Source organism: Corallococcus sp. RDP092CA, assembly GCF_041903675.1.
Lineage (GTDB): Bacteria > Myxococcota > Myxococcia > Myxococcales > Myxococcaceae > Corallococcus.
In genome coordinates this window covers 262,567-285,652 of the sequence record NZ_JAYESI010000006.1, presented here as the reverse complement: position 1 = coordinate 285,652, position 23,086 = coordinate 262,567, and the positions used below count along the sequence as shown (strand labels likewise).

Genomic DNA, 23,086 nt, shown 5'->3' with positions numbered 1-23,086 from the left:
AGGCAGATTATCCACGTGTTACGCACCCGTGCGCCGCTCTACTAGGGTTTCCCCATTCGCGCTCGACTTGCATGTGTTAGGCACGCCGCCAGCGTTCGTTCTGAGCCAGGATCAAACTCTCCAATTGTTTTCTTGGTTTGCTTGAACCGGCGTCCCCCAAGGCCCGGCTAAGGAACCTTGGCTCGCTGATTCGTCGGTGCTCCCCTCTCGCTGCGCTTTTCAGCGCTGCCCTCAAGGTGAAGCACCCTCAAAAAATTGACTGCGGTTTCCGCAATCCATTACTTCTTGGGCTTGCTATTTGGTTTTCAAAGACCGAGCCGCTTGTCTTGCTTCGCGACTTTTGCTACCGTCTGCTTCGTCGCCGATTCGGTTTCAACCGGCGGGGCTGCAGCTTCTATTTCAGTTCGCAGTCAGCGTCAACTTCGCTTTTGCGTCCTGCGGGCCGCTTCGAAGCTCGTCGGCGCCGTCCAGTGACTTCCGCCGCTTCATTTCGAAGGGGAGCGGCTTCTACTTCGGCGCCGTCTTCCCTGTCAACCGCTCGTTGTCAGCTTTCCTCACCGCTTTGCGTCCGTTTGCTGCCTGCCGGACGCCTGCTTCTCGGTGGGGGCGCGGCTTCTATCCCTTCGCCGCGTTCGCTGTCAACCCGCTTGTTGACTGCCCTATTTCCTTGTCGGTGCTGCGCTCTCCCCGAAGTGCCTTCCGCGCCAGTGCGCGGGCTTCGAAGCGAGGGGCGCGGCTTCTACCACTGCCGCATCCGCGATCAACCCTTTTGGTGGCGACCGCTTGCTGCTGTCCGCTCCCAGGTTCCGAGCTGCTGCCTTCGGTTCCGTTCGAGCGGGGCGCGGCTTCTACCTCTTCACCGCGTTCGGGATCAACATCCTTCGTCGATCCTTTTCTTCCTCCGCGCGGACTTCCCGTAGCCCGAGGGCCAGCGGTTCGTTGCGCGGGGGTCCACTCTCTAACGCTTCGGTTCGGCGACGTCAAACCCGGATTGATCCGGGCCTGATCATCCGTCCCGACCGCCGGGGATATGGGCACGCCGTTCCGGGGTGTGAACCCCCAACTCCGGCCTTCCTCTTTCGCCGTCACTTCCCTCGGCGTGCCGCCTGCCCCTCGTCCAGTGGGGCGCGCCAGCGCGTCCCGAAGAGCCCGTCTCCGAGCGGAAAGGTGATGTTGAAGTTGTGGCGGCCCATCCGGGAGGGATCGTGGTGCACCTGGTGGTGGCGCCGGAGGAAGGCGACACCGGGCAACCGGGCGCTCCAGTGGCTGCCCGGCAGGTGCGTGGCGAAGTGCACCCACTCGTACGCGAGGTAATAGCCGAGAGCCGTGGCGACGAAGAGCCAGCCCGCGTTGGGGGAGATGAGCAGGAAGCAGAGCGCTCCCAGCGGGGCGGCGATGGCTCCCAGGAAGAAGAGGAGCAGCACCGGCGGGAAGAGCACCATCTTGAAGTCCCGGGGGGACTCGTAGGCCATCGCCTCATGGGTGAAGAAGCGGTGGTGCTGGACGGTGTGCCGCTCGAACACCCGGCCCAGGCCCCGGGTGCGGTGGTGCATCGGCCCCCGGTGACCGAGGAACTCGACCGTGTTCGCGAGCGCGATGACCGCGGGGACTCCGAGCAGCTCCCAGAAGCGGGGCGCCTCCACCCGGCTCAGCGCCAGGGCGATTCCCCCCAGGCAGACGCCGCTGGTGAAGGCGAAGTGAGCCTGCCCCCGGTAGCCGGGCCCGATGCCACGGGCCCGGTACTGCTCACGGAAGGCCTGGACCTGGCGGGGGACGGGGCGCATTTCCATGCGCTCGAGCGTAGCGCGCCCGGCGTCCCCGCCGCGCACGGTCAGGAGCGCTTCGGCGCCTTGCCTTCCGAGGGCTCATCCTTCCGGCGCGCGAGCGACTTCTGCAGCTTCTGCATGCGCTCCTTGATGAGCTTCTGCTTCAGGCTGCCGAGGTGCTCCACGAAGACGTGGCCATCCAGGTGGTCGATTTCGTGCTGGAGCACGTGCGCGAGCCGCCCGTCCGCCTCCAGCTCGTGCCACTGGGCCGTCTTGTCCTGGTAGCGGACCTTCACCCGCTCGACGCGGGGGCACTTCTCCCACACGTCCGGCACGGAGAGGCACCCCTCCTCGTACTTCACGCTCCCCTCCTTCGAGAGCATCTGGGGGTTCACGATTTCGAACTGGGTGCCGTCCTCGCGCCCGACGATGGCCACGCGCAAGGAGACTCCCACCTGGTTGGCCGCGATGCCGATGCCCTTGGCTTCCGCCATGGCCTCCGACATCTCCTGGAGGAGCGTTTCGAGCGCCGGTCCGAAGTCGGTCACGGGCTGGGTGGGCGAGCTGAGAACCTTGTGGGGCCAGATGACGATGTCGCGAGCCATGCGGCGGACTCTGCCACGCGGTCCCTTCCATTGCTCGGCACTTTCCGTCCGCTGCCCCTCCGGGTTCCCCCGAGCGCGCGACCGGACGGGTCTGATAGACGGGCGGCATGCACCCGCACTCCCAGCTCATCACCGACTTCTACTCCGCCTTCCAGCGGCGCGACGCGGACGGCATGGCCGCCTGCTACCACCCGGACGTGGAGTTCAACGACGCCGTGTTCCAGGGGCTGCGCTACGCGGGGGTCACCTCCATGTGGCGCATGCTGCTGGAGCGCGGGCACGACCTGGACGTCGTGTTCAGCCAGGTGGAAGCCGATGACCGCACCGGCCGTGCCCACTGGGACGCGCGCTACACGTTCAGCCAGACCGGCCGGAAGGTGCTCAACCGCATCGACGCGTCCTTCGAGTTCGCCGACGGGAAGATCATCCGCCACACCGACCGGTTCCCCTTCTGGACCTGGTCGCGGCAGGCGCTGGGGCCGGTGGGATGGGCGCTCGGGTGGACACCGCTGCTCCACAACAAGGTGCGCGCGCAGGGCGCCGCGGGCCTTCGCAAGTACATGAAGGAGCGCGGCCTCCAGGGGCCGTGACTCACTCCCTCACGTCGAGCGTCTTCAGCGTCACCGGCCCTCGGGCGCCCTGGCGTGACAGGGTCGCCTCGCAGCGCACCTGTCCCATCCAGTCCGTGTAGCGCAGCGACGCCGTGCCGTCCGCGTGCAGCCACAGCGTCGCGTGACCGTGGTTGCCCCGGTCCTGCCGCACGCCCGTCCACTCCGGGAAGCGCGGCCGGGCTTCGAAGAAGCGCACCGGCGCCACCGGGTCCTCCGGGGCATCCCTCCGCTCGGAGGGGAAGCCTCCATGGCCCAGGCTCGCGCCGAGGAAGGGCAGGCCCGGTGCCCGGTCGTAGAGCGCCCCGGCCTGGGCCCCTCCCCAGCACCAGAGGTCCACCCACTCGCGCTCCACGACGAGCGCGCGAAGGTCCTCCGTCACCAGCGGGGCGAGCCGCTTCGCGGCCGGCTCGTAGGGCGCCGCGTGGCTCAGCAGGATGTTCATCGCGCCCCGCCGGCGCCCCTCCGACAGGCGCTGCTCCAGCCACTGCAACAGGGCGGGCTCGCGGTGGCGGCCCGCTTCGAACCAGGCGGTGTCCAGGCCGATGAGCTGGAAGCGCTCCGCGGCGAGGCAGAAGTAGCTGCCCTCCTGCGGGTGACGGGGGCCCGCGCCCCGCCGCTCGTCCAGGTAGCGGAAGTAGGCCCCCGCGCCCGAGCGCATCTCCGGCGGCGCGTTCAGCGTCAGCAGCGCCGTCGTCCCGAGCAGCGGCTCCAGCGGCTCCGCCACGTGCGCGTCGAACTCGCCCTGGCGGCCCGAGTAGAAGACGCCGCCCAGGTGCACCGCGCAGTCCAGGCGCTCGCCGCGCATCACCAGCTGCCGGGCGATGTACCGGGAGACATATTCGCCCGTGCCGAAGTCACCGAAGAGCGCCACCTCCACCGGCTGGCCCGGCTCCGGCGCTCGCAGCGGATAGACGAAGCGGCTCTTCGCGCCGAAGTGCCAGCGGAACGGGGCCTGCCGCGGCGCCGCGCCCTGCTCCAGCCACACCGGGCCGCTGAACAACAGCCAGCCGCGCAGATCCGCCTGGGGCTCGAAGCGCGTGCGCGTGGGGTCGATGGGGATCTCCTCCGTCATGAGCGGGAAGGTGAAGTCCGCGGGCAACCCTCCCATCCCCTGCCGGGCGTGGCGCTCCGTCGCGTCCAGCTGCTCCTGGAGCTGGCCGGGGTCCGTGAAGAGCAGCTCGAGCTCGCGCAGCGCCTCCACGAACGCGCCCACCGTGACCCTCGCGCCCAGGCTGCTCTCCGTCCAGCGCAGCACGTCCTCCGGCTCGCGGAGGAAGGCGGACTTGAGCGCCTCCAGCTCCTCGGGACCGAGGAGGGGCAGGTCCGTGTCCTCCGGCGGCGGCGCCTCCGCCGGCGCGGCCCTGCCTGTCGCGGGCGGCCGGTGGCCGAGCGACTCGTAGAGCGGATTCCACCTGCCTTCCATGCGTCCCCCTCGTGCTGACATCGGATGGGCCAGGGACTCATTCTCCCAGGCAACCCCGACATCCCTGTTCACCCTGGGGTGCCGGGAGAGGGGCCGGCACCCAGGTCCACGCTTCAGGGCGTGGCGGCTCCCGCGCCTTCCTTCCGGAAGGTGTAGAGCGTGTAGTGCGAGCCCGTGGCGAAGCCGGGCAGCTTGAGCGGGTTGAACACGCTCAGGTTCGTCATCACGCCGCCCACGAAGCCCGGCGGGACCTCCACCAGCTTGAGCGCGCCTCCCGCGAGCACCACGCCCGCCTGGGGCTGGTCGTTGCTCACGAGCACGCACTCGCCCTGCGCGGTGAAGGCCCCCGCCGGCAGGAGGAAGCGCGCGTGGAACGGCACCTGCGTGCCCGGGGTGAAGGCCCGGTCCGTCAGCCGGAAGCAGGCCGTGGCCGAGCCCACCCTTTCGTAGCCGCCGTCGCCCGCGGGCACGTAGAGGCCCGCGCCCAGCTTCACGGTGGGCGCGAAGGGCGCCGCCGCGCACACCGCTTCATCCGGTGGCGTCGCGGCGTCCTCCTGCGAGCGAAAGGCATACACCCACTCCGCGCCGGACCGCAGCCGCACCGAGCCCCCCGCCTGTCCGTGAGCCATGTTCACAAACCCATCCCCTTTCAAGGACCTCGGGGACCGCGCTCCGGTCACTGCCAGGACAGGGCGTACTCCGTGTCCACCGGGCCCGTCTGCCGGCCCTTCACCTGGACGCCCCGGGCGCCCAGCGCCTCGATGACCGCCTGGAGCACGCCCTCGTGGTACGCGGGCGGCATGAAGTCCCGCTTCATCACCAGCCGGCCCGCGCGGTCGCCGCTCCAGTCCACGCTGCGCTCGCCGTAGCTCACCGCCGCGCGGTAGCCCGTGGGCAGGTTCGACACCAGGCGCTTGGGGCTGTCCCCCGCGAGCAGCAGCAGCGTCTTGCCCGCCGCCGAGGACAGGAAGTCCGTGGTGGCCTGCGTGCCCATCTTGCGCAACATCGCGTCGAAGCCGCCCAGCTGCGGCCCCATCAGCTGCGCTCCCGTGAAGGACAGCTTCAGGAAGCCCGACACCGGGTAGTTGAAGAAGTCCACGAACTTCTTCTCAGACACCGCCGCCAGGCACTTCTCCACCGCGGCGTCGCCGCCCAGGATGCGCACCGCGTTCAGGGCGCCGTTGAAGAACATGCCTCGGGCCGTGTCGTCGGGCGTCGTCAGGGCCAGACGCTTCTCGAGGTCCTGGGCGATGGCCGGCTCCAGGGTCGTGACTTCCTTGCGCTGCTCGCTCATAGAGGGGGGAATCTCCGGGGGGGAGGAGATGAACACCCGTGCGCGCTACAGGCGCACGAGCTGGGCCCCATAATGAACGTTGGCACCGACAGCCGCCACCACCACCAGCTCACCACTGCCGAGTGAAACACGACCCTGCTCCAGGTCGTCCGCCAGGAGAATCAACATCCCGGCCGCGGACGTATTGCCAATCCGGTCCACGTTGCAGGCCACGGACTCCTGCGGCAGGCCCGCGCGGCTCACGAACGCGTCCATCACCCGCTTGTTGGGCTGGTGGAAGTAGTAGCGCTTCACCTGCGCGCGCAGCGCGGGCGTGAGCACCGCGTCCAGGCACTTCTGCATGTACTCCGGGTAGCTGCGCGCGACCTTGAAGCCATCCACCACGAAGGCCAGGTCGGCCGGGCGCGTGCGACCTGGCTGGTAGGGCAGCTTCAGCATGCCGCCGCCCCGGCGCGCCACCAGCTCCGCGTACGCGTTGCCGGAGAACGAGGAGAGGATGCCCGGGCCGTCCTCCGGCCCCTCCTGCCTGCGCAGCACCACCGCGCCCGCCCCGTCCCCGAAGACATACATGGACAGGTAGGCGTTGAGGGCCTTGGGGCGGCCCGGCGTGGGCGGCAGCTCGTCCGTGTAGACCTCCCGGTTGAGCAGCGGGGACGTGAACGCCGAGGCCACCACCGCCACCGTGCGGAAGCGGCCGCCGTCCATCATCTTGCGCACCAGGTCCAGCACGTAGGGCGTGCCGCCGCAGCCGTCGTCCACCACCAGCGCGAAGGCGTCCTCGCGCAGGCCCAGCCGCTCGTGCAGCGCCATGGCGTCGTGGTTGAAGTGCGGCGCGTCCGGCGTGCACGTCACCACGAAGAGCGCGTCCAGCTCCTTCGGATCCACGCCGCCGCGCGAGAGGGCCTGGCGCAGCGACACCTCGCACATGTCCGTGTTCGTCGCGGGATAGAGGCGCCCCAGCACGTCGTCCGGCGGGGGGATGGCGCGGCCCGTCTCGTCGTCGAAGTCCCAGAGGAACCGGCGCTCCTTGATGCCAATCTTCTCTTCGATGCGGGCCGCCGACCAACCGGGGATCGCCTTCGCGATCCGCTCGTTGGAGATGGTCCTCGCGGGGACGAACGAACCTGCTCCCACCACGCACACCCGTTCGGTCATTTCCATGGCCTCGCGATTTCACAGCCTTGCCGGACGGGATGGATTCCCCGGCAGACGAGGACAGAGCATGTTCCAGGCCACTTCCTAAGTCTTTGGAAAGACGGAGTTCCAGTTCCTGGACACGTCATCCGTGAAGTACAGGTGAGGACAGAATCGTCTTGGATACCTGGAAAATCAGCGGGATGCGAAATGCTTCAAAGATGAAGCCACCGACGTGAATTGAAATACACGCGATGTGTCAATTCACTCCTGGTAACACCAAAGACACACATGGTGTCTGGCATTGAGCAATCCTGTCGACGACCCGCGCCGGCAAGGGTCCGCCGCCCCCGACCGGGCGGGCGGTGGACGGAACAGCAAGCCCGCGGCGCCTCCCCCCATTTCCAGCAGGTCGCACCGGGCTCGGCCCCCACTACGCAGGGCGCCGAAAATCGGATTTCCCGCAAAGCCGCGCCGGGCTCCCCTTCTCTTGAGCGGGACGACGCCGGGTGGATCGCCCGCGACCGATTTTCAGGGTCGCGGGGTCCGCGGCTCCGCTCAGAAGGGGATGTTGTCGTCGTCGCCGGGGGGCGGGATGTCGCCGTCGTCCGGCGGATTGCCGTAGCCGTAGCCACCGCCGCCCCGGCCTCCGCCGCGCGCGGGGGGCTCGCCACCGCCGCCCTCGCCGCGCTGCCGGGCGATCTCCGCCTCGATGGCGGCCAGGAGCTGGCGCTCCTTGTCGTGCCAGCGCGACTTGCTGGGGTCCGCCAGGGAGCGGCGCGCGCCGTTGGCGTAGAACTCCAGGTCCTGGAGGCTGGCGCCGTAGACGGGGGCGCCCTTGCTGCGGCCGTAGTTGGGCAGGAGCATGCCGTCGCCACCACCGCCGGCCGGCGCGCCCGGGGACGCGGGGCGGCGATACGCCGGGGACGGCGCCGCGACGGGCGTGGCGCTCATGGACAGCTCACCCAGTTGCAGCGTGAAGCCGTCGTCGTTCCTGTACGCCGTTCCCACCCGGACCTGCTCCACCGAACCGTCGGGACGGCGGACCGCGACGGTGACTGGATATTGCTCGCTCATGGGGCCGGGATTCACACCGCCACGGCCCGCATGTCAATCGAAGGAAGCAGCGCGTGTCGGGCGCATGGCGGGCCGCCCGGGGCGCCCCGTCACGCGGCGACGTCCCCCGGTCAGGAGGACAGCGACGTCATGTTGTTGGAGCCCTTCTTGCGCACCCACGCCTTGGGCTTGGGCGGCGCCGCGGGCGCGGCCGGCTTCGCGGCCTCCTTCAGCGCCTGGCTGCCCGCGCGACCGCGCGGGAGCGTGACGTCCTGGACCGACTGCGGCTTCGCGCCATCCACCCACGTCTCCGGGCGGCGACCCGTGCGGATGAGCAGGCGCAGCTTCTGGTAGTGCGCCGAGCAGTAGCCCTTGGAGCGGCTCTGGCGCTTGCAACCGATGACGGCGCAGGCCTGGCCCTGCTCGGCGGCGCGCGAGGCCGGACGGCCTGGGGACTTCGCGGTGGACGCCTTCGCGGTGGACGCCTTCGCGGCGGGGACGGCCTTCGCAGACGACGCCTTCGCGGCGGAGGCGGCCCTCGCGGCCGGTCCCTTCGCGGCGGGGGCGGCCTTCGGCGGGCGGCCCGGACGGCGGCGGACCGGCTCCGGCGCCAGCGTAGGCGTGCGCACGCCCGCCACGGCCCCCAGACGGCTGGAGAGCGGCGCCAGCCGCTCAATCATCTCCCGCAGGTCGTCCAATGCATCCAACCCATGGGCCATCCGGGCGACGGCCTTCTGAACGGGAGCCAGTTGCAGTTGCAACTCGCGACGAACCATGTCGCGCAGTTCGGTCTCAAGGGAAAGTGGGGCCATGTGGGGCAGGATATACACCCATCCGCCTGTCGAGGGATGGAAACATTCCCCGGGATGTTAAAGGAACCCATCATGAGCCCGGCTCCCCCTCCCATTCGCTTTCGCGGCACTGACTCCTACCTCACGAGCGAGGGCCTGCAGGCCGCCGTCAACTGCGCCCTGACCCTCCAGCGGCCCCTGCTGGTCAAGGGCGAGCCCGGCACCGGCAAGACGCTCCTGGCGGAAGCGATTGCCCAGGGACTGGGATTGAAGCTGCTCACCTGGCACGTGAAGAGCACCACGCGCGCGCAGGATGGTTTGTATGTCTACGACACCGTGCAGCGGCTGTATGACTCGCGCTTCGGGGACGGGGACGTGCGAGACATCCGGAGATACATCCGCCTGGGGCCGCTGGGCGAGGCGTTCGCTTCGCCGGAGCGGGTGGTGCTGCTCATCGACGAGGTGGACAAGGCGGACCTGGAGTTCCCCAACGACCTGCTCCACGAGCTGGACCGGATGCGCTTCCGCATCTCCGAGACGAACGACGAGGTGGCGGCGAAGCACCGCCCCGTGGTGCTCATCACCAGCAACAATGAGAAGGAATTGCCTGACGCGTTCCTGCGCCGGTGCGTGTTCCACTTCATCGACTTCCCGGACCGCGACCTCATGCAGCGCATCGTGGACGTGCACCACCCGGGGCTGGACGCCTCGCTGGCGGACCAGGCGCTGAAGGTCTTCTACGAGCTGCGCGCGATGACGCGGCTTCGCAAGCGGCCCTCCACCAGCGAGCTCATCGACTGGATCTCGGTGCTCAAGGCCAACGGCGTGATGGAGCTGAAGCTGGAGGAGCAGCTGCCGTTCCTGGGCGCGCTGCTCAAGAAGGAGCAGGACCTGGTGGCGGTGGCGGAAGCCTTCGGACGCGGCCGGCGGACGCGCGCCTGAGGCGCCCACGGAGAGCACGCCATGTTCCTGCCGTTCTTCTATGAGCTGCGAAGGCGCGGGGTGAAGGTGGGCGCGCAGGAGGCGCTCGCCCTGGCCGGGGCGCTGAAGGCCGGGCTGCACGACAGCAGCCTGGATGGGTTCTACCACGTGGCGCGCGCGCTCCTGGTGCACTCGGAGGCGCAGCTGGATGCCTTTGACCAGGCGTTCCTCGCGCACTTCCAGGGCGTGGCGTCCGACGCGCTGAAGCTCACCGAGGAGCTCCTGTCCTGGCTGGAGGAGGCGAAGGAGCGCACCGACCTGAGCCCGGAGGAGCTGGCGCTCCTGGAGCAGTGCGACCCGGAGGAGCTGCGGCGGCAGCTGGAGCAGCGGCTGAAGGAGCAGACCGAGCGCCACGACGGCGGCACGCGCTGGGTGGGCACGGGCGGCGCGTCTGCCTTTGGCAACAGCGGCCTGGCCCGGCAGGGCGTGCGCGTTGGCGGCGCGGGCGGCCGGCAGGGCCAGGCGCTGTGGCAGGCGGGGGCGCGCAAGTACGCGGGCTACCGCGACGACCTGGTGCTGGACACGCGGCAGCTGGCGGTGGCGCTGCGCAAGCTGCGGGCCTTCGCGCGCGAGGGCGCGGCGGAGGAGCTGGACGTGGACGAGAGCATCGCCGCCACCGCGAGGAACGCGGGCGAGCTGGAGGTGGTGACGCGCCCGCCGCGCCGGCCCAACACGCGCGTGGTGCTGTGCATGGACGTGGGCGGGTCCATGGACCCGTACGCGCACCTGGTGAGCCGGCTGTTCAGCGTCGCCAGCCAGGCCACGCACTTCAAGGAGCTGCGCACCTACTACTTCCACAACTGCGTCTACGGGAAGCTGTACGCCACGCCGCAGCTGACGGGCGGCATCACCGTGCCGGAGCTCACCGCGCAGGTGGGGAGGCATCACAAGCTGGTGATGGTGGGCGACGCGTCCATGGCCCCGTATGAGCTGGGCATCCGCACGGACGCGAACGGCCAGTACCGGCAGGAGGGCCTGGAGGGCCTGACGTGGCTGATGCAGCTGGCGCAGCACTTCGAGCGCAACGTGTGGCTCAACCCGGAGCCTCGCGGGTCGTGGCGCTCGGGGAGCATCGCGGTCATCGCCAACGTGTTCCCCATGTTCGCCCTCACCGTGGAGGGGCTGGGTGAGGCGGTGAACCACCTCACCCGCGGAAGGACGCCCCGGGGCGCGACGGCGCGGCGGTAATTCCCGCAAATGGATTGCGTGAGGCCCCCTGTCCGCCCGTCGGTGCGCCCGCCGACGGAGGGGCGTGTTTCGTGCGGCGCGGCGGCCCCAGTTACGGCATGGTGCGCCCGCGACGCAGTCCTGCGCGGGAGGCCGCATGACGACCGAGAAAATCGATACCCAGGCAATCAACACCATCCGCACGCTGTCCATGGACGCGGTGGAGAAGGCCCATTCCGGCCACCCGGGCGCGCCCATGGCGCTGGCGCCCGTGGCCTACCAGCTGTGGCAGCAGGAGCTGAGATACGACCCGGCCACGCCCAACTGGCCGGACCGCGACCGCTTCATCCTGTCCAATGGCCACGCGTCCATGCTGCTCTACAGCCTGCTGCACCTGGCCGGCGTGAAGCGCGTGAAGGACGCCCGGGTCACCGACGTGCCGGCCGTGTCCCTGGACGACATCCGCAGCTTCCGCCAGTTGGACTCCGCCACGCCGGGCCACCCGGAGTACCACTGGACCACCGGCGTGGAGACCACCACCGGCCCCCTGGGGGCGGGCGTCTCCACCAGCGTGGGCATGGCCATCGCCAGCAAGTGGCTGGGCAGCCACTTCAACAAGCCCGGCTTCGACCTGTTCACCCATGACGTCTACGCCCTCTGCGGCGACGGCGACATGATGGAGGGCGTGGCGTCCGAGGCCGCGTCGCTCGCGGGCCACCTCCAGTTGCCCAACCTGTGCTGGATCTACGACAGCAACCACATCTCCATCGACGGCAGCACCGACCTGGCCTTCACCGAGGACGTGGGCCGCCGCTTCGAGGGCTACGGCTGGCGCGTGCTCAAGGTCACCGACGCCAACGACCTGGACGCGCTGTCCAAGGCCTACCGGTCCTTCAAGGAGGAGCGCGGCAAGCCCACGCTCATCATCGTCAACTCGTTCATCGGCTACGGCTCGCCCAAGAAGCAGGGCTCCGCCAGCGCCCACGGCGAGCCGCTGGGCGCGGAGGAGATCAAGGCCACCAAGAGGGCCTACGGCTGGCCCGAGGACGCGCAGTTCCTGGTCCCGGACGGCGTGCGCGAGCGCTTCCAGGAGCGCCTGGGGGCTCGCGGCAAGGCGCTGCACGCCGCGTGGGAGAAGTCCCTGGCGGACTACCGCCAGCAGCACCCGGAGCTGGCGCGCGAGCTGGACGCGCTGCTCAAGCGCGAGCTGCCCGAGGGCTGGGACCAGGAGCTGCCGGTGTTCCCCGCGGACGCGAAGGGCATGGCCACGCGCGAGTCCGGCGGCAAGGTGCTCAACGCGCTGGCGAAGCACTACCCGTGGCTGGTGGGCGGCTCCGCGGACCTGAACCCGTCCACGAAGACGTACATCTCCGCGTCCACGTCCATCAAGCCGGGCGAGTACGCGGGGCGCAACATCCACTTCGGCGTGCGCGAGCACGTGATGGGCTCCATCGTCAACGGCCTCAACCTGAGCCACGTGCGCGGCTACGGCGCCACGTTCCTCATCTTCAGTGACTACGAGCGCCCGGCCATGCGCCTGTCGGCCCTGATGGAGATTCCGTCCATCCACATCTTCACGCACGACTCCATTGGCCTGGGCGAGGACGGCCCCACGCACCAGCCGGTGGAGCAGCTGATGTCCCTGCGCGCGGTGCCGGGCAACATCGTGCTGCGCCCCGGCGACGCCAACGAGGTGACGGAGGCGTGGCGCTACATCGCGAAGCAGCAGCACCACCCGGTGGTGCTCGTGCTGTCGCGTCAGCCGGTGCCCACGCTGGACCGCACGAAGTTCGCGCCCGCGTCCGGCGTGGCCCAGGGCGCGTACACGCTGCTGGAGGCGGAGGGCGGCGCGCCGGACGTCATCCTCATCGGCACGGGCACGGAGGTGGCGCTGGTGGTGGAGGCCGCGGAGAAGCTCCAGGCCGAGGGCGTGAAGGCGCGCGTGGTGAGCATGCCTTCGTGGGAGCTGTTCGAGCAGCAGCCCCAGGAGTACCAGGACCGCGTGCTGCCCCCGAGCGTGAGGGCGCGCGTCGCGGTGGAGAAGGGCGCGGCGTTCGGCTGGGAGCGGTGGGTGGGCCACACGGGCAGCGTCATCGGCATGCGCAGCTTCGGCGCCTCCGCCCCCATCAAGGCGCTCCAGCAGAAGTTCGGCTTCACCGTGGAGAACGTGGTGAAGGAGGCGCACGCCACCATCGCCAAGGCGAAGAAGCACTGACGCGCCTGTAGAAAAAAGAGGTGCCCCGGACCCTCCCCCGAAGGTCCGGGGCACCTCGCCCCCCAACTCCCCCCACCTCACCTCAGGCCGCGTAGAACACGGGGCGCGTGGGGCGCGGGTTGCTGACGAACTTCATCTCGTTGATCATCTTCTTGAAGTCCTGCTGGTCGATGCCCGTGGAGCCCTGGGCCTGCGCGCGGGTGGCGTACTTCTCGTAGGTGTCCACCACCTTCTTCGCCTCCGGCGTGAGGCGGTCGTAGTTCATCCGCGCCCACTTCATCGTGTCGGTGAACTCGGTGCCGGCCGCCTGGCCGTCCAGGTCGCCCGCGCCCTTCTCGATGGCGGCGGTCAGGTCGCTGCCGGAGATCTTCCCCTGCCTGGCGTCCAGGCCCTCCAGCGCGTCGCGCATGGAGCTGTCGTGGAAGGTCTTGAAGCCCTCCATCTTCTTGAACATGGCGTCCGCCTCCTTCTGGGTCATGCCCTCCGGGCCCGCCTTCTTCGCGGCCTGCTGGTAGGTCTCCAGGACCTCCTTGGCCTCGGGCGTGAGGCGGCCCTCGTTCCTGGCGGCCCACTTCTCGAACTCCTTCAGCTCGGAGGTGGAGGAGTGGCCGTCCGTGTCGGAGATGCCGTCCTTGATGGCCTTGGTGAGGTCCTCGCCGGAGATGGGGCCGCGCTGCTTGTCGAGCGCCTCCGTGGCCTTGCGGGCGCTCACGTCACCGGCGCCCACCTGGCGCAGCTCCTTGTTCATGGCGGCGGTCTCCGCGTCGGTGAGGCCGGAGCGGCCCTGGGCCTGAGCGGCCCGGGTGTGCTTGCGGTAGACGTCCAGGACCTCCTTGGCCTCCGGGGACAGGCGGCGCTCGTTCCTGGCGGCCCACTTCTCGAACTCCTTCAGCTCCGCGCCGGCGGCCTGGCCGTCGTGGTCCGCGGTGCCGGCCTTGATGGCGCGGGCCAGGTCCTGGCCCGACACCGCGCCGCCGTGGGTCTTGCTGTCCAGGTTGGCGAGCGCCTTCTTCGCGCTGGCGTCCCCCACGTCGCGCATCTCCGCGAGCATCTTCTTGAAGTCGCCCTGGGAGATGCCGGACTCGCCGCGCGCCTGGGAGAGCGCCGCGTACTTGCTGTAGATGTCCATCACTTGGCGGGCCTCCGGGGTGAGGCGCTCGCGGTTGTTGGCGGCCCAGTCCGCGACGGCGCGGTACTCACCGGAGGCGGCCTGGCCGTCCAGGTCCCCGACGGCGGCCTCGATGCTGTCCGCGAACTTCTCGGCGCTGATGGGGCCGGAGGTCTGGTTCAGCTTGTTCATCTCCACCAGGGCGCCCAGGTCCTTGGGCTGCCAGTTGTCGCGCGGGCCCCGGCAGCCGTGGCCGTGCTCGGAGAAGCGGTCACCGAGGTGCGAGTGACGGGACTGGAGGTCATGCAGCTGCGCCTTCAGGCTCTCCATCTGCGACTTCATGGTGTTGAGGGTGGCCTTCACCTCCGCCGCCTGCTTCGCCGGGGACGCGGTGCCGCGCAGGACGGCGAGCTCCTTGTTGCCGAGGGCCGGCTTGCTGTTGAGGGCGTGGGCGACGGCGGTGGAGGTGGACTTGGCGATGGTCATTTTTGATCTCCGGGTGGAGCGGCTTCCTTTGCGGAAGCGGTCATGCCGGGACCTATTGCTCGCGTCGTGCCAGCCCCCCGAGCCAGCACACCCTGAAGGATTCCAAGAAGTTACGCGGCGATGACGCGAAGACCGGGGTGGTGACAACAGTCACCAGCGGTGATGACAGTCATCATCCCCCCGCCCCCCGGGGTGGTGACGAAAGGCATCACCTCCGGCGCGCGGGCTTGAGCGCCTTGCGCACGCGCTGCTTGCCGGCGGGGCGGTCCGCGACGTGGACGTAGCCCCGCTTGAGGAAGAACGGGAGCGTGCCCGTGTAGGCCATGGCGTTGCTGATTCGCGCCGAGCCCCTGGGCGGCTTCACTGGATAGCCTTCGAGGGTGGCGGGGCCGTCGCGACGCACCGCGGCCTCCACGGCGGCGAGCAGCGCGGTGGCCACGCCCTGGTTGCGCCAGCGCCGGTGGATGAAGAAGCAGGGCACGGAGGTGACGGCGTCCGCGTCGTCACAGGTGAGGCTGGGGGCCCGGTCCAGGCGCGAGAAGGAGCGGCGTGGACCGAAGGTGGCCCAGCCCACCGGTTCGCCGTCCGCGTAGGCGAGGATGCCCTTCGCCTCTCCGCTGGCGACGAGGGCCTGGAAGCGGCGTCGGGCTTCGGGGCCTCGCACGTCGTCGTAGCGCTCGCCCTCCGGGATGCGCCAAAACATGCACCAGCAGCCGCCGCAGGCGCCGTTGGGTCCAAAGAGCTTCTCGAGGTCGGGCCAGCGCTCCGGGGTGAGCGCGACGGTCTTCAGGTCGGGAGGGGCCATGGGCCGCCTGTTCTAGACGCCACCGCGCAGCGCTGTCTCGGGCCAGAGGGCTCCGTCCCTGGGGGTGAGCAGGAAGGTCAGCTTCCCTTGATGGAAGCCGCGCACCGGGCCCGGGGGCTCCGGGTAGCCGGGGGGCAGGCGCCAGTCCGGGGGCTGGAGCGGCGTGGCCGAAATGGCCTGGCCCTGGCGCAGCGCGCCCACGTCCTGGTCGGTGAGCGCTCGCGAGGAGGTCCAGGGGAGCAGGTCGCGGCCGTGCAGCTCGACGCGCGCGCCGGGGCCGGGGTCCTTCCAGGGGCCGATGGCCGTGCGCTTCAGCGCGGAGAGGTGCGCGCCGCAGCCGAGCGCCCGCCCCAGGTCCCGGGCCAGGGAGCGGACGTAGTAGCCGCCCCGGCAGGTGAGCTCCAGGACGCTGGCGCGGGGCAGGTCGTGCGACAGCCAGCGCGCGGTGTGCAGGTACACGCGCGAGGGGGGCAGGTCCACGACCTCGCCCCGGTGGGCCTTGCGGTAGGCGGGCTCGCCGCCGAGCTTCTTCGCGCTGGTGGCGGGGGGCACCTGCTCCGTCCACCCGAGGAAGGGGCGCAGCGCTTCTTCGAGGCGCGCGGGCGTGAGGGCGGTCGCGCCACCCGAGGGGGCGGGGCGGCCGTGCAGGTCTCCGGTGTCCGTCTCCGCGCCCCACTCCACCCGGGCCTCGTAGACCTTGGGCGCGGCGTGCAGGTGTTCGAAGAGGTGCGTGGCCGGGCCCACCAGCATCAGCAGCAGCCCCTCCGCGAACGGATCCAACGTGCCGCCGTGGCACAGCGCCGTGCGGCGGCCGGGCCGCGTCGCCTGGGCCTCCTCCTGGAAGGCGCGGACGGTGGCGAAGCTGGTGGCGCCCACGGGCTTGTGCGTGAGGTAGAGGCCGGGGGTCATTCGTCGTCCCCGCCGCGCCTCACCGTCGTCGCGCCCTGCGCCTTCTCCAGGTGCACGGGCGACGCGCCGGTCCTGTCCGCGATGACTCGCGCGAGGCCCTCCGCGTGCGTCGTCACCCAGACCTGGCTGTCCTCCGAGGCGCGCACGATGAGCCTGCCCAGGGGCTCCAGCAGGTCCGGGTGCAGGCTGGTCTCCGGCTCGTTCAGCGCGAGGAACGGCGGCGGCCTGGGGCTGAGCAGCGCCGCCAGCAGGCACAGGTAGCGCAGCGTCCCGTCCGACAGCTCCGGCGCGGCCATGGGCCTCGACAGGCCGGGCAGGTGCAGGAAGAGGCTGAAGCGGCCGTCCTCCGCGCGCACCTCCAGCCTCGCTCCGGGGAAGGCGTCGTCGATGCCCTGCTCCAGGGCGCGGGCGTCGCCAATCTCCTGGAGGGTCTGGAGCGCCGCCGCGAGGTCTCGCCCGTCCGACGCGAGCACCGGCGTGCGCACGCCCACCTGCGGGTGCCGGGGCGGCGCGTCCGGGTCCGTGCGGAAGTGATGGTAGAAGCGCCACGCGCTCAGCGCGCGCTGGACCTCGCCCAGTCTGGGGAAGCGGTGGGGCTCGGCGAGCTGATCCATCACCGACTCCGCGCCCCACAGCTCCGTGGGGAACGTGATGCGCTTGCCGTCCGCGTCGCGGATGAAGGCCGTGCGGTCCTTGCGCTCCATCAACACCAGCCGCCGGCCGCCGGAGTGCGCCCAGAGGTGCTCCTCCTTCACCTCTGGGTCCAGGGTGAACATCGTCGGGGGAGGCAGCCCGGGCGCGACGGGGACCACACCGCATTGCAGCTCGTAGGTGAGGTCGTCCAGGTCCACCGTCACGCGCAGCCGCACCGGCCGCTTCGGGTCGCGGGGGCCCGCCCACATCACGCTCGGGGTGCCGCCCTCCTCCGCCAGCGTGCGCGCGAGCCTTCCTTCCGCCGCCGCGGCGAGCAGGTACAGCGCGCGGTACAGGTTCGTCTTGCCGCTGCCGTTGGGGCCCACCACCACGGTCACCGGCCCCAGCTCCAGGTGGAGCTGACGCACGGAGCGGTATCCCGCGATGTCCAGACGCGTGAGGGGCATGACGTTCCGGCCAGCCTATCCGGCCTCCTCCGAAGGAGGCTGCACCTTCGTCCGGCCACTGTCGCGCCCGGCCGTGAGGGCTCCCGCGCAGCACCGACAGCCTCTACCAGGGGGCCATCGGCGTCCGCGTGCCGGGCGACGGGTACGGGGACGTCGTGGACCTGTCGCGCGGGCTGCTGGTGCTGGCGGAGCCGTGAGGGCCCGCGCGGAAGGGCTCGCCACGTCCCCCGACCGCGCCTCCGCCGTGCGCACGATGCGCCCGAAGCGCTCGTGGGCGGGCGTGTCCAGCAGCCCCAGCGAACGCAGCGCCTGGAGGCGCCGCGGCCCGCCCGCGGGCGTCGGGGGGGAGGAAGCATGACGTGCCCCCGTGCGGCCCACCACCTGTCTGCCATTGGGGAGCGGGGCCCGCCCGGAGGCATGGCCCCCGGGTCCGAAAGGCAGGCAAGCCCCCCGGTCGCGGTCCGGGAGGGGCCGTCTGCCCATGACGCCGCGCTAACCCGCGCGGCGCTTCCGGACGGGCGCGGCAGGCTTCTTCCGGACGCCCGGCGAAGGGGTGGGCGAGGCCCCGGCAGCGGGCTTCGGGGGCATGACGGACACCACCGTGCGCACCACGCGCGCCACGGCCTTGAGCTGGCCGGGCTCCAGCTCGCGCAGCGCGCGCACCAGCCGGCGCAGCTCCGGCGCGTCCTCCTGGCCCGGCGTGGCCCGGGGGGACACGGGCGCGGAGCCGGGCTTGACGCCCAGGAGCGTGTCCGCGGACACGGCCAGCACGTCGCACAGCCGCCGCAGGTTGCGCGCCCGGGGCAGCATCTTGCCGCGCTCCATGCGGCTGTAGACCTCCATGGCGATGCCCACGCGGTCCGCCACGTCCGCCTGCGTGAGTCCCAACCGCAGCCGCGCATCGCGAGCGGCGGCGCCAAACACCGTGTTCAGTTTTCCATTCACCGAGCGGGGCACCCCCAAAACCTTGCACCTCTCCCCCGGCGCGCAAGTTTTCGGGGCGTCAAGCCTGGGACCGCCGCCCGGGCCTCAGCGGTCGCGCAGCGTGAGCGCGCCCTGGATGATGAGGCCTATGGCCTTCAAGGCCTCTTCATCCAGGGGCCGCAGCGCGCGCACCAGCCGGCGCAGGGCGGGCGGATCCTCCTCGCGGTCCGCCAGGGCCAGCGTGCGCGCCTCCTCCGGCGGCGAGGGCCCGTCCAATCCCAGGAGCGTGTCCGCGCGGATGCGCAACACCATGCACAGCCTGCGCAGGGTGGTGGAGCTGGGCAGCACCCGTCCGCGCTCCATGCGGCTGTAGACCTCCATGGCGATGCCCACCTGGCTGGCGACGTCGCCCTGGGTCAGGCCCTGCCGCTCGCGGGCCGCCCGCGCCGCGGTGCCCACCATGATGGCCAGCTCCTCGTTCATTGCCGCTCACCGCTCCTGGCCGGACGTGTCTCCCATGAAGTCAGGTCTCCGGCGGCCTACCTGACACGGCACCAACACTACCCCAAGGGGCAGCCGCCATGCTATTGACCTGCCAGGTTCAATACGTCCTTTTCCGTATGCACCCTCCCAACCACATTTCATCTCTACGATTGAACGCTCCACATCCAGTCCACTTCGAGCCCCGCTTCGAGCCGCCCCAAGGCCCGGGAGGGGCGGCGCCATGAGCCTGGAAGGAGGACATCCGCTGCTCCTTCAGCCGCAGGAGGTGGTGGGCAGCTTCCGGCTCCTGCGGCGCCTAGCCACGGGGGGCTACGGCACCGTGTTCCTGGCGGAGACCGGGGGCTCCCACGTGGCGCTGAAGTTCGCGCTCCAGGGGCCGCAGGACGCCGAGGACGGCTCGCAGGTGGACGCGCGCACGCTCAAGGAGGTGAGCGTGCTGCACCGCATGACCCACCCCAACGTGGTGGCGCTGCGCGGCTATCACCGCTGGCCGCACCCGCGCACCGGCTACCTCTTCCTGGTCATGGACTACGTGGAGGGTCCCACGCTGTCGGACTGGGCGATGGAGGCGCGGCCGACGGCGCGGCAGGTGGCGCGGCTGTTCGCGGAGCTGGCGCTGACCCTGGACTTCATCCACCGCGCGGGCGTGCGCCACCGCGACATCAAGGGCAGCAACATCATCGTGCGCGCGTCGGACGCGCGGCCGGTGCTGGTGGACTTCGGCTCCAGCGACCACGCCTGCGCGCCGGCCATCACGGACGGGCGGCCGCCGCCGGGCACGCCCAGCTACCGCAGCCCGGAGCTCCTGCGCTACTGGCTGAACAACCCCAAGGGCATGTCCCGCTACGAGTACCAGCCCACCGACGACCTCTACTCGCTGGGGCTCACGCTCTTCCAGGTGCTCACGGGGGACTTCCCCTATCCCCCGGACCTGCCGGCCGCGGCGCTGCTGGACGGCATCCAGGCCATCAAGGGGCGCTCCGCGAGGGCGCTCAACCCGCGCGTACCCCGCGCCCTCAATGACATCTGCGACCGGCTGCTGCGCCAGGACGCCAGCCAGCGCTACCAGATGGGCGCGGACCTCTATGCAGACCTGAGCACCGCGCTGGAGCGCGCCCCGGACAGCTGGGACACGCCGCTGTTCGCCGCGCCGCCGCTCCACGACGCCGTCACGGAGGAGTCCGACACGTACTTCGACGGCGACGAGGAGGCCCGCGAGCTGCGCCGCTGGGCCCGCGCCAGGGAGCGGCGCATCCCCGGCGCGGCGCCCCACTCCAGCGCGTCCACGCCGCCCGGACCGTCGCTGGGGCTGGCCGCGCCCCTGCCCCCGCCCCTGCCCTGGTGGGTGGCCCGGCGGCGGGCGTGGCGGCGGCGGTGGGAGCGGTGGCTCCGGCGTCTGGGATTGCGCCGGGGCGAATGAACCCACTGGGTCCATCTCTATCAACACGACCCTTGAGGTTTTCCCCACGACAGGGTTTGTGCTACCTGCGGGGTGGAGCGATGACCGCTCGACCCTGGAGGTAGGAAAGCTGGACATGAAGACGCCCGATACGACGACGGAGGAGCTCCCCGGCATGCCCCGCCGGCCGCGCGTGCTGTTCACGGTGGGAGGCACGGCCTTCGAGTTCGTGCGCAAGCTGGAGGTGCGCTCCACGGGGGAGCTGCTGATGCTGGCGCGCAGGCGCTACCGGGGCGGGCTGGGCGGCCCGGTGGTCATCAAGCGGCTGCGCAACCCGTCTGGCTTCGTGGAGCGGCGGCGGCTGGTGGAGGAGGTGGAGCTGACGTACCGGCTCAACCACCCGGGCATCGCGAAGGTCTACCACCTGAAGGCCTACCGGGGCGTCCCGCACGTGGTGATGGAGTACGTGGAGGGCCGGTCGCTGGACACGGTGCTGAACCTGGTGGCCATGCGGCGCAAGCCCATGTCCCCGGCCTTCGGGGCGTGGGTGGTCTCCGAGGTGGCGGAGGCGCTGCACCACGCGCACACGCTGCGGGACGAGTGGAACCGGCCGCTGGGCATCGTGCACCGGGACGTGAGCCCCCGAAACCTGCGCCTGGGGGTGCACGGCGAGGTGAAGCTCACGAACTTCACCGCCGCGTACTCCACGCTGCCGGGGCGGGAGATCACCAGCCGCCCGCTGGTGAAGGGGGACGTGGCGTACGCCTCGCCGGAGGCGCTGCGGCGCGAGCCCGTGGACGCGCGCAGCGACCTCTTCTCGCTGGGGCTGGTGCTGCTGGAGGTGCTGACGGGGACGCATCCGCTGGCGCAGGGAGACGACGTGGCGCTCCCGCCCCCGCCGGACCCGCCGCTGGTGCAGGCGCAGGGGCCCACGTGGATGCCGCTGACGGAGGTGGCGGCCCGCATGGCGCGGGTGGGGCCGGAGGAGGTGGAGCAGCTGGCGAGCGACGTGCCGGAGGGCCTGCGCGCGGTGGTGGTCCGGGCGCTGCGCCAGGCCCCGGCGGACCGCTTCGGCACGGCGGCGGAGCTGGCCTCGGCGCTGCGGGAGTGGCTGCGGGAGCACGCGCCCGCGTACGGGCGACAGGCCCTGGCGGAGGAGGTGGCGGAGGCCGCGAGGGAGGCCACCGGCCGGCGCAACCAGGCGGAGCTGCTGGAGGGCGGGCTGCACCCGGAGGAGCTGACCGCCGAGGAGGCCGCGATGACGTCCGAGTCCGCAGGCGCGGAGGGACCACCCCCGTTCATCCCCGGCGACGAGGTGACGCCGGACCTGAGCGACGACCTCCTGCCCGTGGAGGACCTGGACGAGCTGGCCGGACCGGATGAAGAGGTGCCGGGAGAAGACTTCGACGATGACGACGACGGCCACCAGCCGGTGTGAGCCCCCGCCAGGCCCGGCCCCCTGGGCCCCGCGCCCCCCGAGGCCCCCGGGACCAACGGGGTGCCGCCAGGGGTCCATGTCTGTCCTTCCCGGGCCTGGGGCGTGCCGCAAGGCATTGCAGTGCCTGGCGAAGCTCGCGTGAAGGGGAGGAGGGCGACTCCGGCCACCGCAAGCCCAGACATGGGGCGCCCCAGCCCGGCGACGACCGCGCGCGCACGCTCGGCGATGACGCGGCACCCGCGCTCGCCGGGGGAATCCCCCGCATGTCGCCCTGACGCCGCGCACGGGAGGGCCCTGATGCCTGGCTGCCTGCCCTCCAGCCCCTTGCGGGTGCCTCCGGAGCAGGTTGCCGAACACCGGGGGCGATGAAGAACCTCTTCCGACGGAGGGAATCCTTCATGGCCACCCACGACAAGCACCCCGTCCCCATGCAGCCCGCCGAGGATTTCTACGGCCGTCCGACGGACCCGCGACAGGGCGGCGAGCCCCAGCGCGAAGGCCAGGGCTCCGCGCCCGCCACGCCTCGCGAGGAGCAGGAGCCCCGGCGCCCCCGCTCCGAGGAGGAGGACGAAGAGCGCAAGCCCCACGGCGAGCTGACCGAGGCCGACGAGAAGGGCATCCACCTCCGCGCCGAGGACGACACGGACGACGGCGACCCGCGCCGCCGCGACGCCAGCGGCCTGCACCTGTACGACCCGCGCGAGCGCGCGCCGGGGGCCTCGCTCGACGACATGCCGGACGGCGACGGCCCCCGCAGCGACGCCGGCACCAACCCGGTGTCCGACGTGTACCGCTACGGCCACCCGGACCGCATGCCCTGAGCGAGCCGGTCCGACCGTCGGGCAGGCTCTCGCGGCGAGCGCCCCGAACACGGAGGGCCAGGACCCGGGCACCCGCCCTGGCCTGGCCCTTCGTCAACCCCAGACGGCGCTCAGCCCACGCGGCGCGGCGCGTGATCCAGGCGGTGCGCGTCCACCCACGCCTCGGCCTGCGCCATCGTGTCCACGAAGACCGTGTCGAAGCTGGCCGCGTGGCCGGTGAGCAGCATGGCCACGGACATGGCCTTGCCCACCACGCGCTGTGACAGGTCGGACCCCACGTACACCACCGAGCGCATCCACTCCGCGCGCACGTTGTTGGCCAGGAACTTGCGAGACTCGGCGGGCAGCTCCGACCCCGGCACCTCCGCCACCAGGTAGAACGGCCCCTGCGCCGCCATCTCCTCGTAGACGCGCAGCGCCCACTTCGCGTCCTGCAACCCCACGATGCCCGTGTACTTCGTGTGCAACACGTCCGGCGCCGTCATGCGGATCCGGTGCGCGCCACACGTCCACTCGCGAATCTGTCGTTCCATGAGGTCCTCCCCCCGG

Annotated in this window: 22 protein-coding genes and 1 rRNA gene; 7 read left to right on the top strand and 16 right to left on the bottom strand. The window is 71.0% G+C overall.

Annotated elements, in window-relative coordinates; translation table 11 throughout:
* From U8525_RS10185 to def, 3 genes are all read right to left on the bottom strand, one after another.
* Positions 1-127: ribosomal RNA gene (locus U8525_RS10185) — 16S ribosomal RNA — on the bottom strand; the annotation flags it as partial.
* A gap of 958 nt (positions 128-1,085) precedes the next feature.
* On the bottom strand, positions 1,086-1,784 hold the full coding sequence (locus U8525_RS10180) for a sterol desaturase family protein (protein ID WP_374264210.1): 699 nt from the start codon (positions 1,782-1,784) through the stop codon (positions 1,086-1,088).
* 47 nt (positions 1,785-1,831) lie between these two features.
* Positions 1,832-2,371 carry a peptide deformylase gene (def, locus tag U8525_RS10175; RefSeq protein ID WP_374264208.1) on the bottom strand — a complete coding sequence of 180 codons (540 nt, stop codon included), beginning with the start codon at positions 2,369-2,371 and terminating at the stop codon, positions 1,832-1,834.
* 107 nt (positions 2,372-2,478) lie between these two features.
* Between def and U8525_RS10170 the strand changes: the two genes are divergently transcribed.
* The gene (locus tag U8525_RS10170) at positions 2,479-2,961 is read left to right on the top strand and encodes a nuclear transport factor 2 family protein (protein ID WP_374264206.1); all 483 of its coding nucleotides are present in this window, start codon (positions 2,479-2,481) and stop codon (positions 2,959-2,961) included.
* A gap of 1 nt (position 2,962) precedes the next feature.
* Here U8525_RS10170 and U8525_RS10165 read toward each other — a convergent pair whose 3' ends face one another.
* The 6 genes from U8525_RS10165 to U8525_RS10140 form a co-directional block, all read right to left on the bottom strand.
* On the bottom strand, positions 2,963-4,405 hold the full coding sequence (locus U8525_RS10165) for a hypothetical protein (RefSeq protein ID WP_374264204.1): 1,443 nt from the start codon (positions 4,403-4,405) through the stop codon (positions 2,963-2,965).
* 113 nt (positions 4,406-4,518) lie between these two features.
* A complete protein-coding gene (locus tag U8525_RS10160) occupies positions 4,519-5,034 on the bottom strand; it encodes a hypothetical protein (protein ID WP_374264202.1) in 516 nt (171 codons plus the stop codon).
* 47 nt (positions 5,035-5,081) lie between these two features.
* Positions 5,082-5,699 (bottom strand): DUF2378 family protein, encoded by a 618-nt coding sequence (locus U8525_RS10155; RefSeq protein WP_374264200.1) that lies wholly within the window; start codon positions 5,697-5,699, stop codon positions 5,082-5,084.
* A 45-nt stretch (positions 5,700-5,744) separates the two neighbouring features.
* Entirely contained in the window at positions 5,745-6,854 is a 1,110-nt protein-coding gene (locus tag U8525_RS10150; RefSeq protein WP_374264233.1) for a 3-oxoacyl-ACP synthase III family protein, read from the bottom strand.
* A gap of 537 nt (positions 6,855-7,391) precedes the next feature.
* Complete coding sequence (locus tag U8525_RS10145; protein WP_374264198.1) at positions 7,392-7,910, bottom strand: hypothetical protein; 519 nt, start codon at positions 7,908-7,910, stop codon at positions 7,392-7,394.
* A gap of 110 nt (positions 7,911-8,020) precedes the next feature.
* Positions 8,021-8,665 carry a vegetative protein gene (locus U8525_RS10140; RefSeq protein ID WP_374264196.1) on the bottom strand — a complete coding sequence of 215 codons (645 nt, stop codon included), beginning with the start codon at positions 8,663-8,665 and terminating at the stop codon, positions 8,021-8,023.
* A gap of 129 nt (positions 8,666-8,794) precedes the next feature.
* On the opposite strand from U8525_RS10140, the gene U8525_RS10135 reads away from it, so the two are divergent.
* The 3 genes from U8525_RS10135 (at position 8,795) to tkt (ending at position 13,043) form a co-directional block, all read left to right on the top strand.
* Complete coding sequence (locus U8525_RS10135; protein WP_374264231.1) at positions 8,795-9,622, top strand: AAA family ATPase; 828 nt, start codon at positions 8,795-8,797, stop codon at positions 9,620-9,622.
* A gap of 21 nt (positions 9,623-9,643) precedes the next feature.
* On the top strand, positions 9,644-10,849 hold the full coding sequence (locus U8525_RS10130; RefSeq protein ID WP_374264194.1) for a VWA domain-containing protein: 1,206 nt from the start codon (positions 9,644-9,646) through the stop codon (positions 10,847-10,849).
* 136 nt (positions 10,850-10,985) lie between these two features.
* Positions 10,986-13,043, top strand: coding sequence for a transketolase (gene tkt, locus U8525_RS10125; protein ID WP_374264192.1), 2,058 nt, complete (start codon positions 10,986-10,988; stop codon positions 13,041-13,043).
* Positions 13,044-13,125: 82 nt separating this feature from the next.
* Here the strand turns inward: tkt and U8525_RS10120 are convergent, their stop codons facing one another.
* The 6 genes from U8525_RS10120 to U8525_RS10095 all read right to left on the bottom strand — a co-directional run bounded on the left by U8525_RS10120 (position 13,126) and on the right by U8525_RS10095 (position 18,858).
* Positions 13,126-14,637 carry a hypothetical protein gene (locus U8525_RS10120; RefSeq protein WP_374264190.1) on the bottom strand — a complete coding sequence of 504 codons (1,512 nt, stop codon included), beginning with the start codon at positions 14,635-14,637 and terminating at the stop codon, positions 13,126-13,128.
* A 208-nt stretch (positions 14,638-14,845) separates the two neighbouring features.
* Entirely contained in the window at positions 14,846-15,442 is a 597-nt protein-coding gene (locus U8525_RS10115) for a GNAT family N-acetyltransferase (protein WP_374264188.1), read from the bottom strand.
* A gap of 12 nt (positions 15,443-15,454) precedes the next feature.
* The gene (gene truB, locus U8525_RS10110; RefSeq protein WP_374264186.1) at positions 15,455-16,351 is read right to left on the bottom strand and encodes a tRNA pseudouridine(55) synthase TruB; all 897 of its coding nucleotides are present in this window, start codon (positions 16,349-16,351) and stop codon (positions 15,455-15,457) included.
* Positions 16,348-17,451, bottom strand: a complete 1,104-nt coding sequence (locus U8525_RS10105; RefSeq protein ID WP_374264184.1) for an AAA family ATPase — start codon at positions 17,449-17,451, stop codon at positions 16,348-16,350. Before U8525_RS10105 ends, truB begins: the two co-directional genes overlap by 4 nt.
* Before the next feature lie 492 nt (positions 17,452-17,943).
* Positions 17,944-18,396, bottom strand: a complete 453-nt coding sequence (locus U8525_RS10100; protein WP_374264182.1) for a helix-turn-helix domain-containing protein — start codon at positions 18,394-18,396, stop codon at positions 17,944-17,946.
* Between the two features lie 84 nt (positions 18,397-18,480).
* Positions 18,481-18,858 (bottom strand): helix-turn-helix domain-containing protein, encoded by a 378-nt coding sequence (locus tag U8525_RS10095; protein WP_374264180.1) that lies wholly within the window; start codon positions 18,856-18,858, stop codon positions 18,481-18,483.
* 241 nt (positions 18,859-19,099) lie between these two features.
* Between U8525_RS10095 and U8525_RS10090 the strand changes: the two genes are divergently transcribed.
* The 3 genes from U8525_RS10090 to U8525_RS10080 all read left to right on the top strand — a co-directional run bounded on the left by U8525_RS10090 (position 19,100) and on the right by U8525_RS10080 (position 22,537).
* A complete protein-coding gene (locus U8525_RS10090; protein WP_374264178.1) occupies positions 19,100-20,299 on the top strand; it encodes a serine/threonine-protein kinase in 1,200 nt (399 codons plus the stop codon).
* Positions 20,300-20,414: 115 nt separating this feature from the next.
* On the top strand, positions 20,415-21,716 hold the full coding sequence (locus tag U8525_RS10085) for a serine/threonine protein kinase (protein WP_374264176.1): 1,302 nt from the start codon (positions 20,415-20,417) through the stop codon (positions 21,714-21,716).
* 398 nt (positions 21,717-22,114) lie between these two features.
* The gene (locus tag U8525_RS10080; RefSeq protein WP_374264174.1) at positions 22,115-22,537 is read left to right on the top strand and encodes a hypothetical protein; all 423 of its coding nucleotides are present in this window, start codon (positions 22,115-22,117) and stop codon (positions 22,535-22,537) included.
* A 110-nt stretch (positions 22,538-22,647) separates the two neighbouring features.
* On the opposite strand, the gene U8525_RS10075 is transcribed toward U8525_RS10080, so the two are convergent.
* Positions 22,648-23,070, bottom strand: coding sequence for an STAS/SEC14 domain-containing protein (locus U8525_RS10075; RefSeq protein ID WP_374264172.1), 423 nt, complete (start codon positions 23,068-23,070; stop codon positions 22,648-22,650).
* Between the last annotated feature and the right edge of the window lie 16 nt (positions 23,071-23,086).

What these genes read in the sequence shown, in the direction of transcription:
- U8525_RS10170 (WP_374264206.1), top strand. Translation starts at nt 2,479, where the DNA reads ATGCACCCGCACTCCCAGCTCATCACCGACTTCTACTCCGCCTTCCAG.
- U8525_RS10180 (WP_374264210.1), bottom strand. Translation starts at nt 1,784, where the DNA reads ATGCGCCCCGTCCCCCGCCAGGTCCAGGCCTTCCGTGAGCAGTACCGG.
- U8525_RS10105 (WP_374264184.1), bottom strand. Translation starts at nt 17,451, where the DNA reads ATGCCCCTCACGCGTCTGGACATCGCGGGATACCGCTCCGTGCGTCAG.
- U8525_RS10140 (WP_374264196.1), bottom strand. Translation starts at nt 8,665, where the DNA reads ATGGTTCGTCGCGAGTTGCAACTGCAACTGGCTCCCGTTCAGAAGGCC.
- U8525_RS10090 (WP_374264178.1), top strand. Translation starts at nt 19,100, where the DNA reads ATGAGCCTGGAAGGAGGACATCCGCTGCTCCTTCAGCCGCAGGAGGTG.
- U8525_RS10095 (WP_374264180.1), bottom strand. Translation starts at nt 18,858, where the DNA reads ATGAACGAGGAGCTGGCCATCATGGTGGGCACCGCGGCGCGGGCGGCC.
- U8525_RS10075 (WP_374264172.1), bottom strand. Translation starts at nt 23,070, where the DNA reads ATGGAACGACAGATTCGCGAGTGGACGTGTGGCGCGCACCGGATCCGC.
- U8525_RS10160 (WP_374264202.1), bottom strand. Translation starts at nt 5,034, where the DNA reads ATGGCTCACGGACAGGCGGGGGGCTCGGTGCGGCTGCGGTCCGGCGCG.
- U8525_RS10080 (WP_374264174.1), top strand. Translation starts at nt 22,115, where the DNA reads ATGGCCACCCACGACAAGCACCCCGTCCCCATGCAGCCCGCCGAGGAT.
- U8525_RS10120 (WP_374264190.1), bottom strand. Translation starts at nt 14,637, where the DNA reads ATGACCATCGCCAAGTCCACCTCCACCGCCGTCGCCCACGCCCTCAAC.
- U8525_RS10115 (WP_374264188.1), bottom strand. Translation starts at nt 15,442, where the DNA reads ATGGCCCCTCCCGACCTGAAGACCGTCGCGCTCACCCCGGAGCGCTGG.
- U8525_RS10155 (WP_374264200.1), bottom strand. Translation starts at nt 5,699, where the DNA reads ATGAGCGAGCAGCGCAAGGAAGTCACGACCCTGGAGCCGGCCATCGCC.
- tkt (WP_374264192.1), top strand. Translation starts at nt 10,986, where the DNA reads ATGACGACCGAGAAAATCGATACCCAGGCAATCAACACCATCCGCACG.
- U8525_RS10085 (WP_374264176.1), top strand. Translation starts at nt 20,415, where the DNA reads ATGAAGACGCCCGATACGACGACGGAGGAGCTCCCCGGCATGCCCCGC.
- U8525_RS10130 (WP_374264194.1), top strand. Translation starts at nt 9,644, where the DNA reads ATGTTCCTGCCGTTCTTCTATGAGCTGCGAAGGCGCGGGGTGAAGGTG.
- def (WP_374264208.1), bottom strand. Translation starts at nt 2,371, where the DNA reads ATGGCTCGCGACATCGTCATCTGGCCCCACAAGGTTCTCAGCTCGCCC.
- truB (WP_374264186.1), bottom strand. Translation starts at nt 16,351, where the DNA reads ATGACCCCCGGCCTCTACCTCACGCACAAGCCCGTGGGCGCCACCAGC.
- U8525_RS10150 (WP_374264233.1), bottom strand. Translation starts at nt 6,854, where the DNA reads ATGACCGAACGGGTGTGCGTGGTGGGAGCAGGTTCGTTCGTCCCCGCG.
- U8525_RS10165 (WP_374264204.1), bottom strand. Translation starts at nt 4,405, where the DNA reads ATGGAAGGCAGGTGGAATCCGCTCTACGAGTCGCTCGGCCACCGGCCG.
- U8525_RS10145 (WP_374264198.1), bottom strand. Translation starts at nt 7,910, where the DNA reads ATGAGCGAGCAATATCCAGTCACCGTCGCGGTCCGCCGTCCCGACGGT.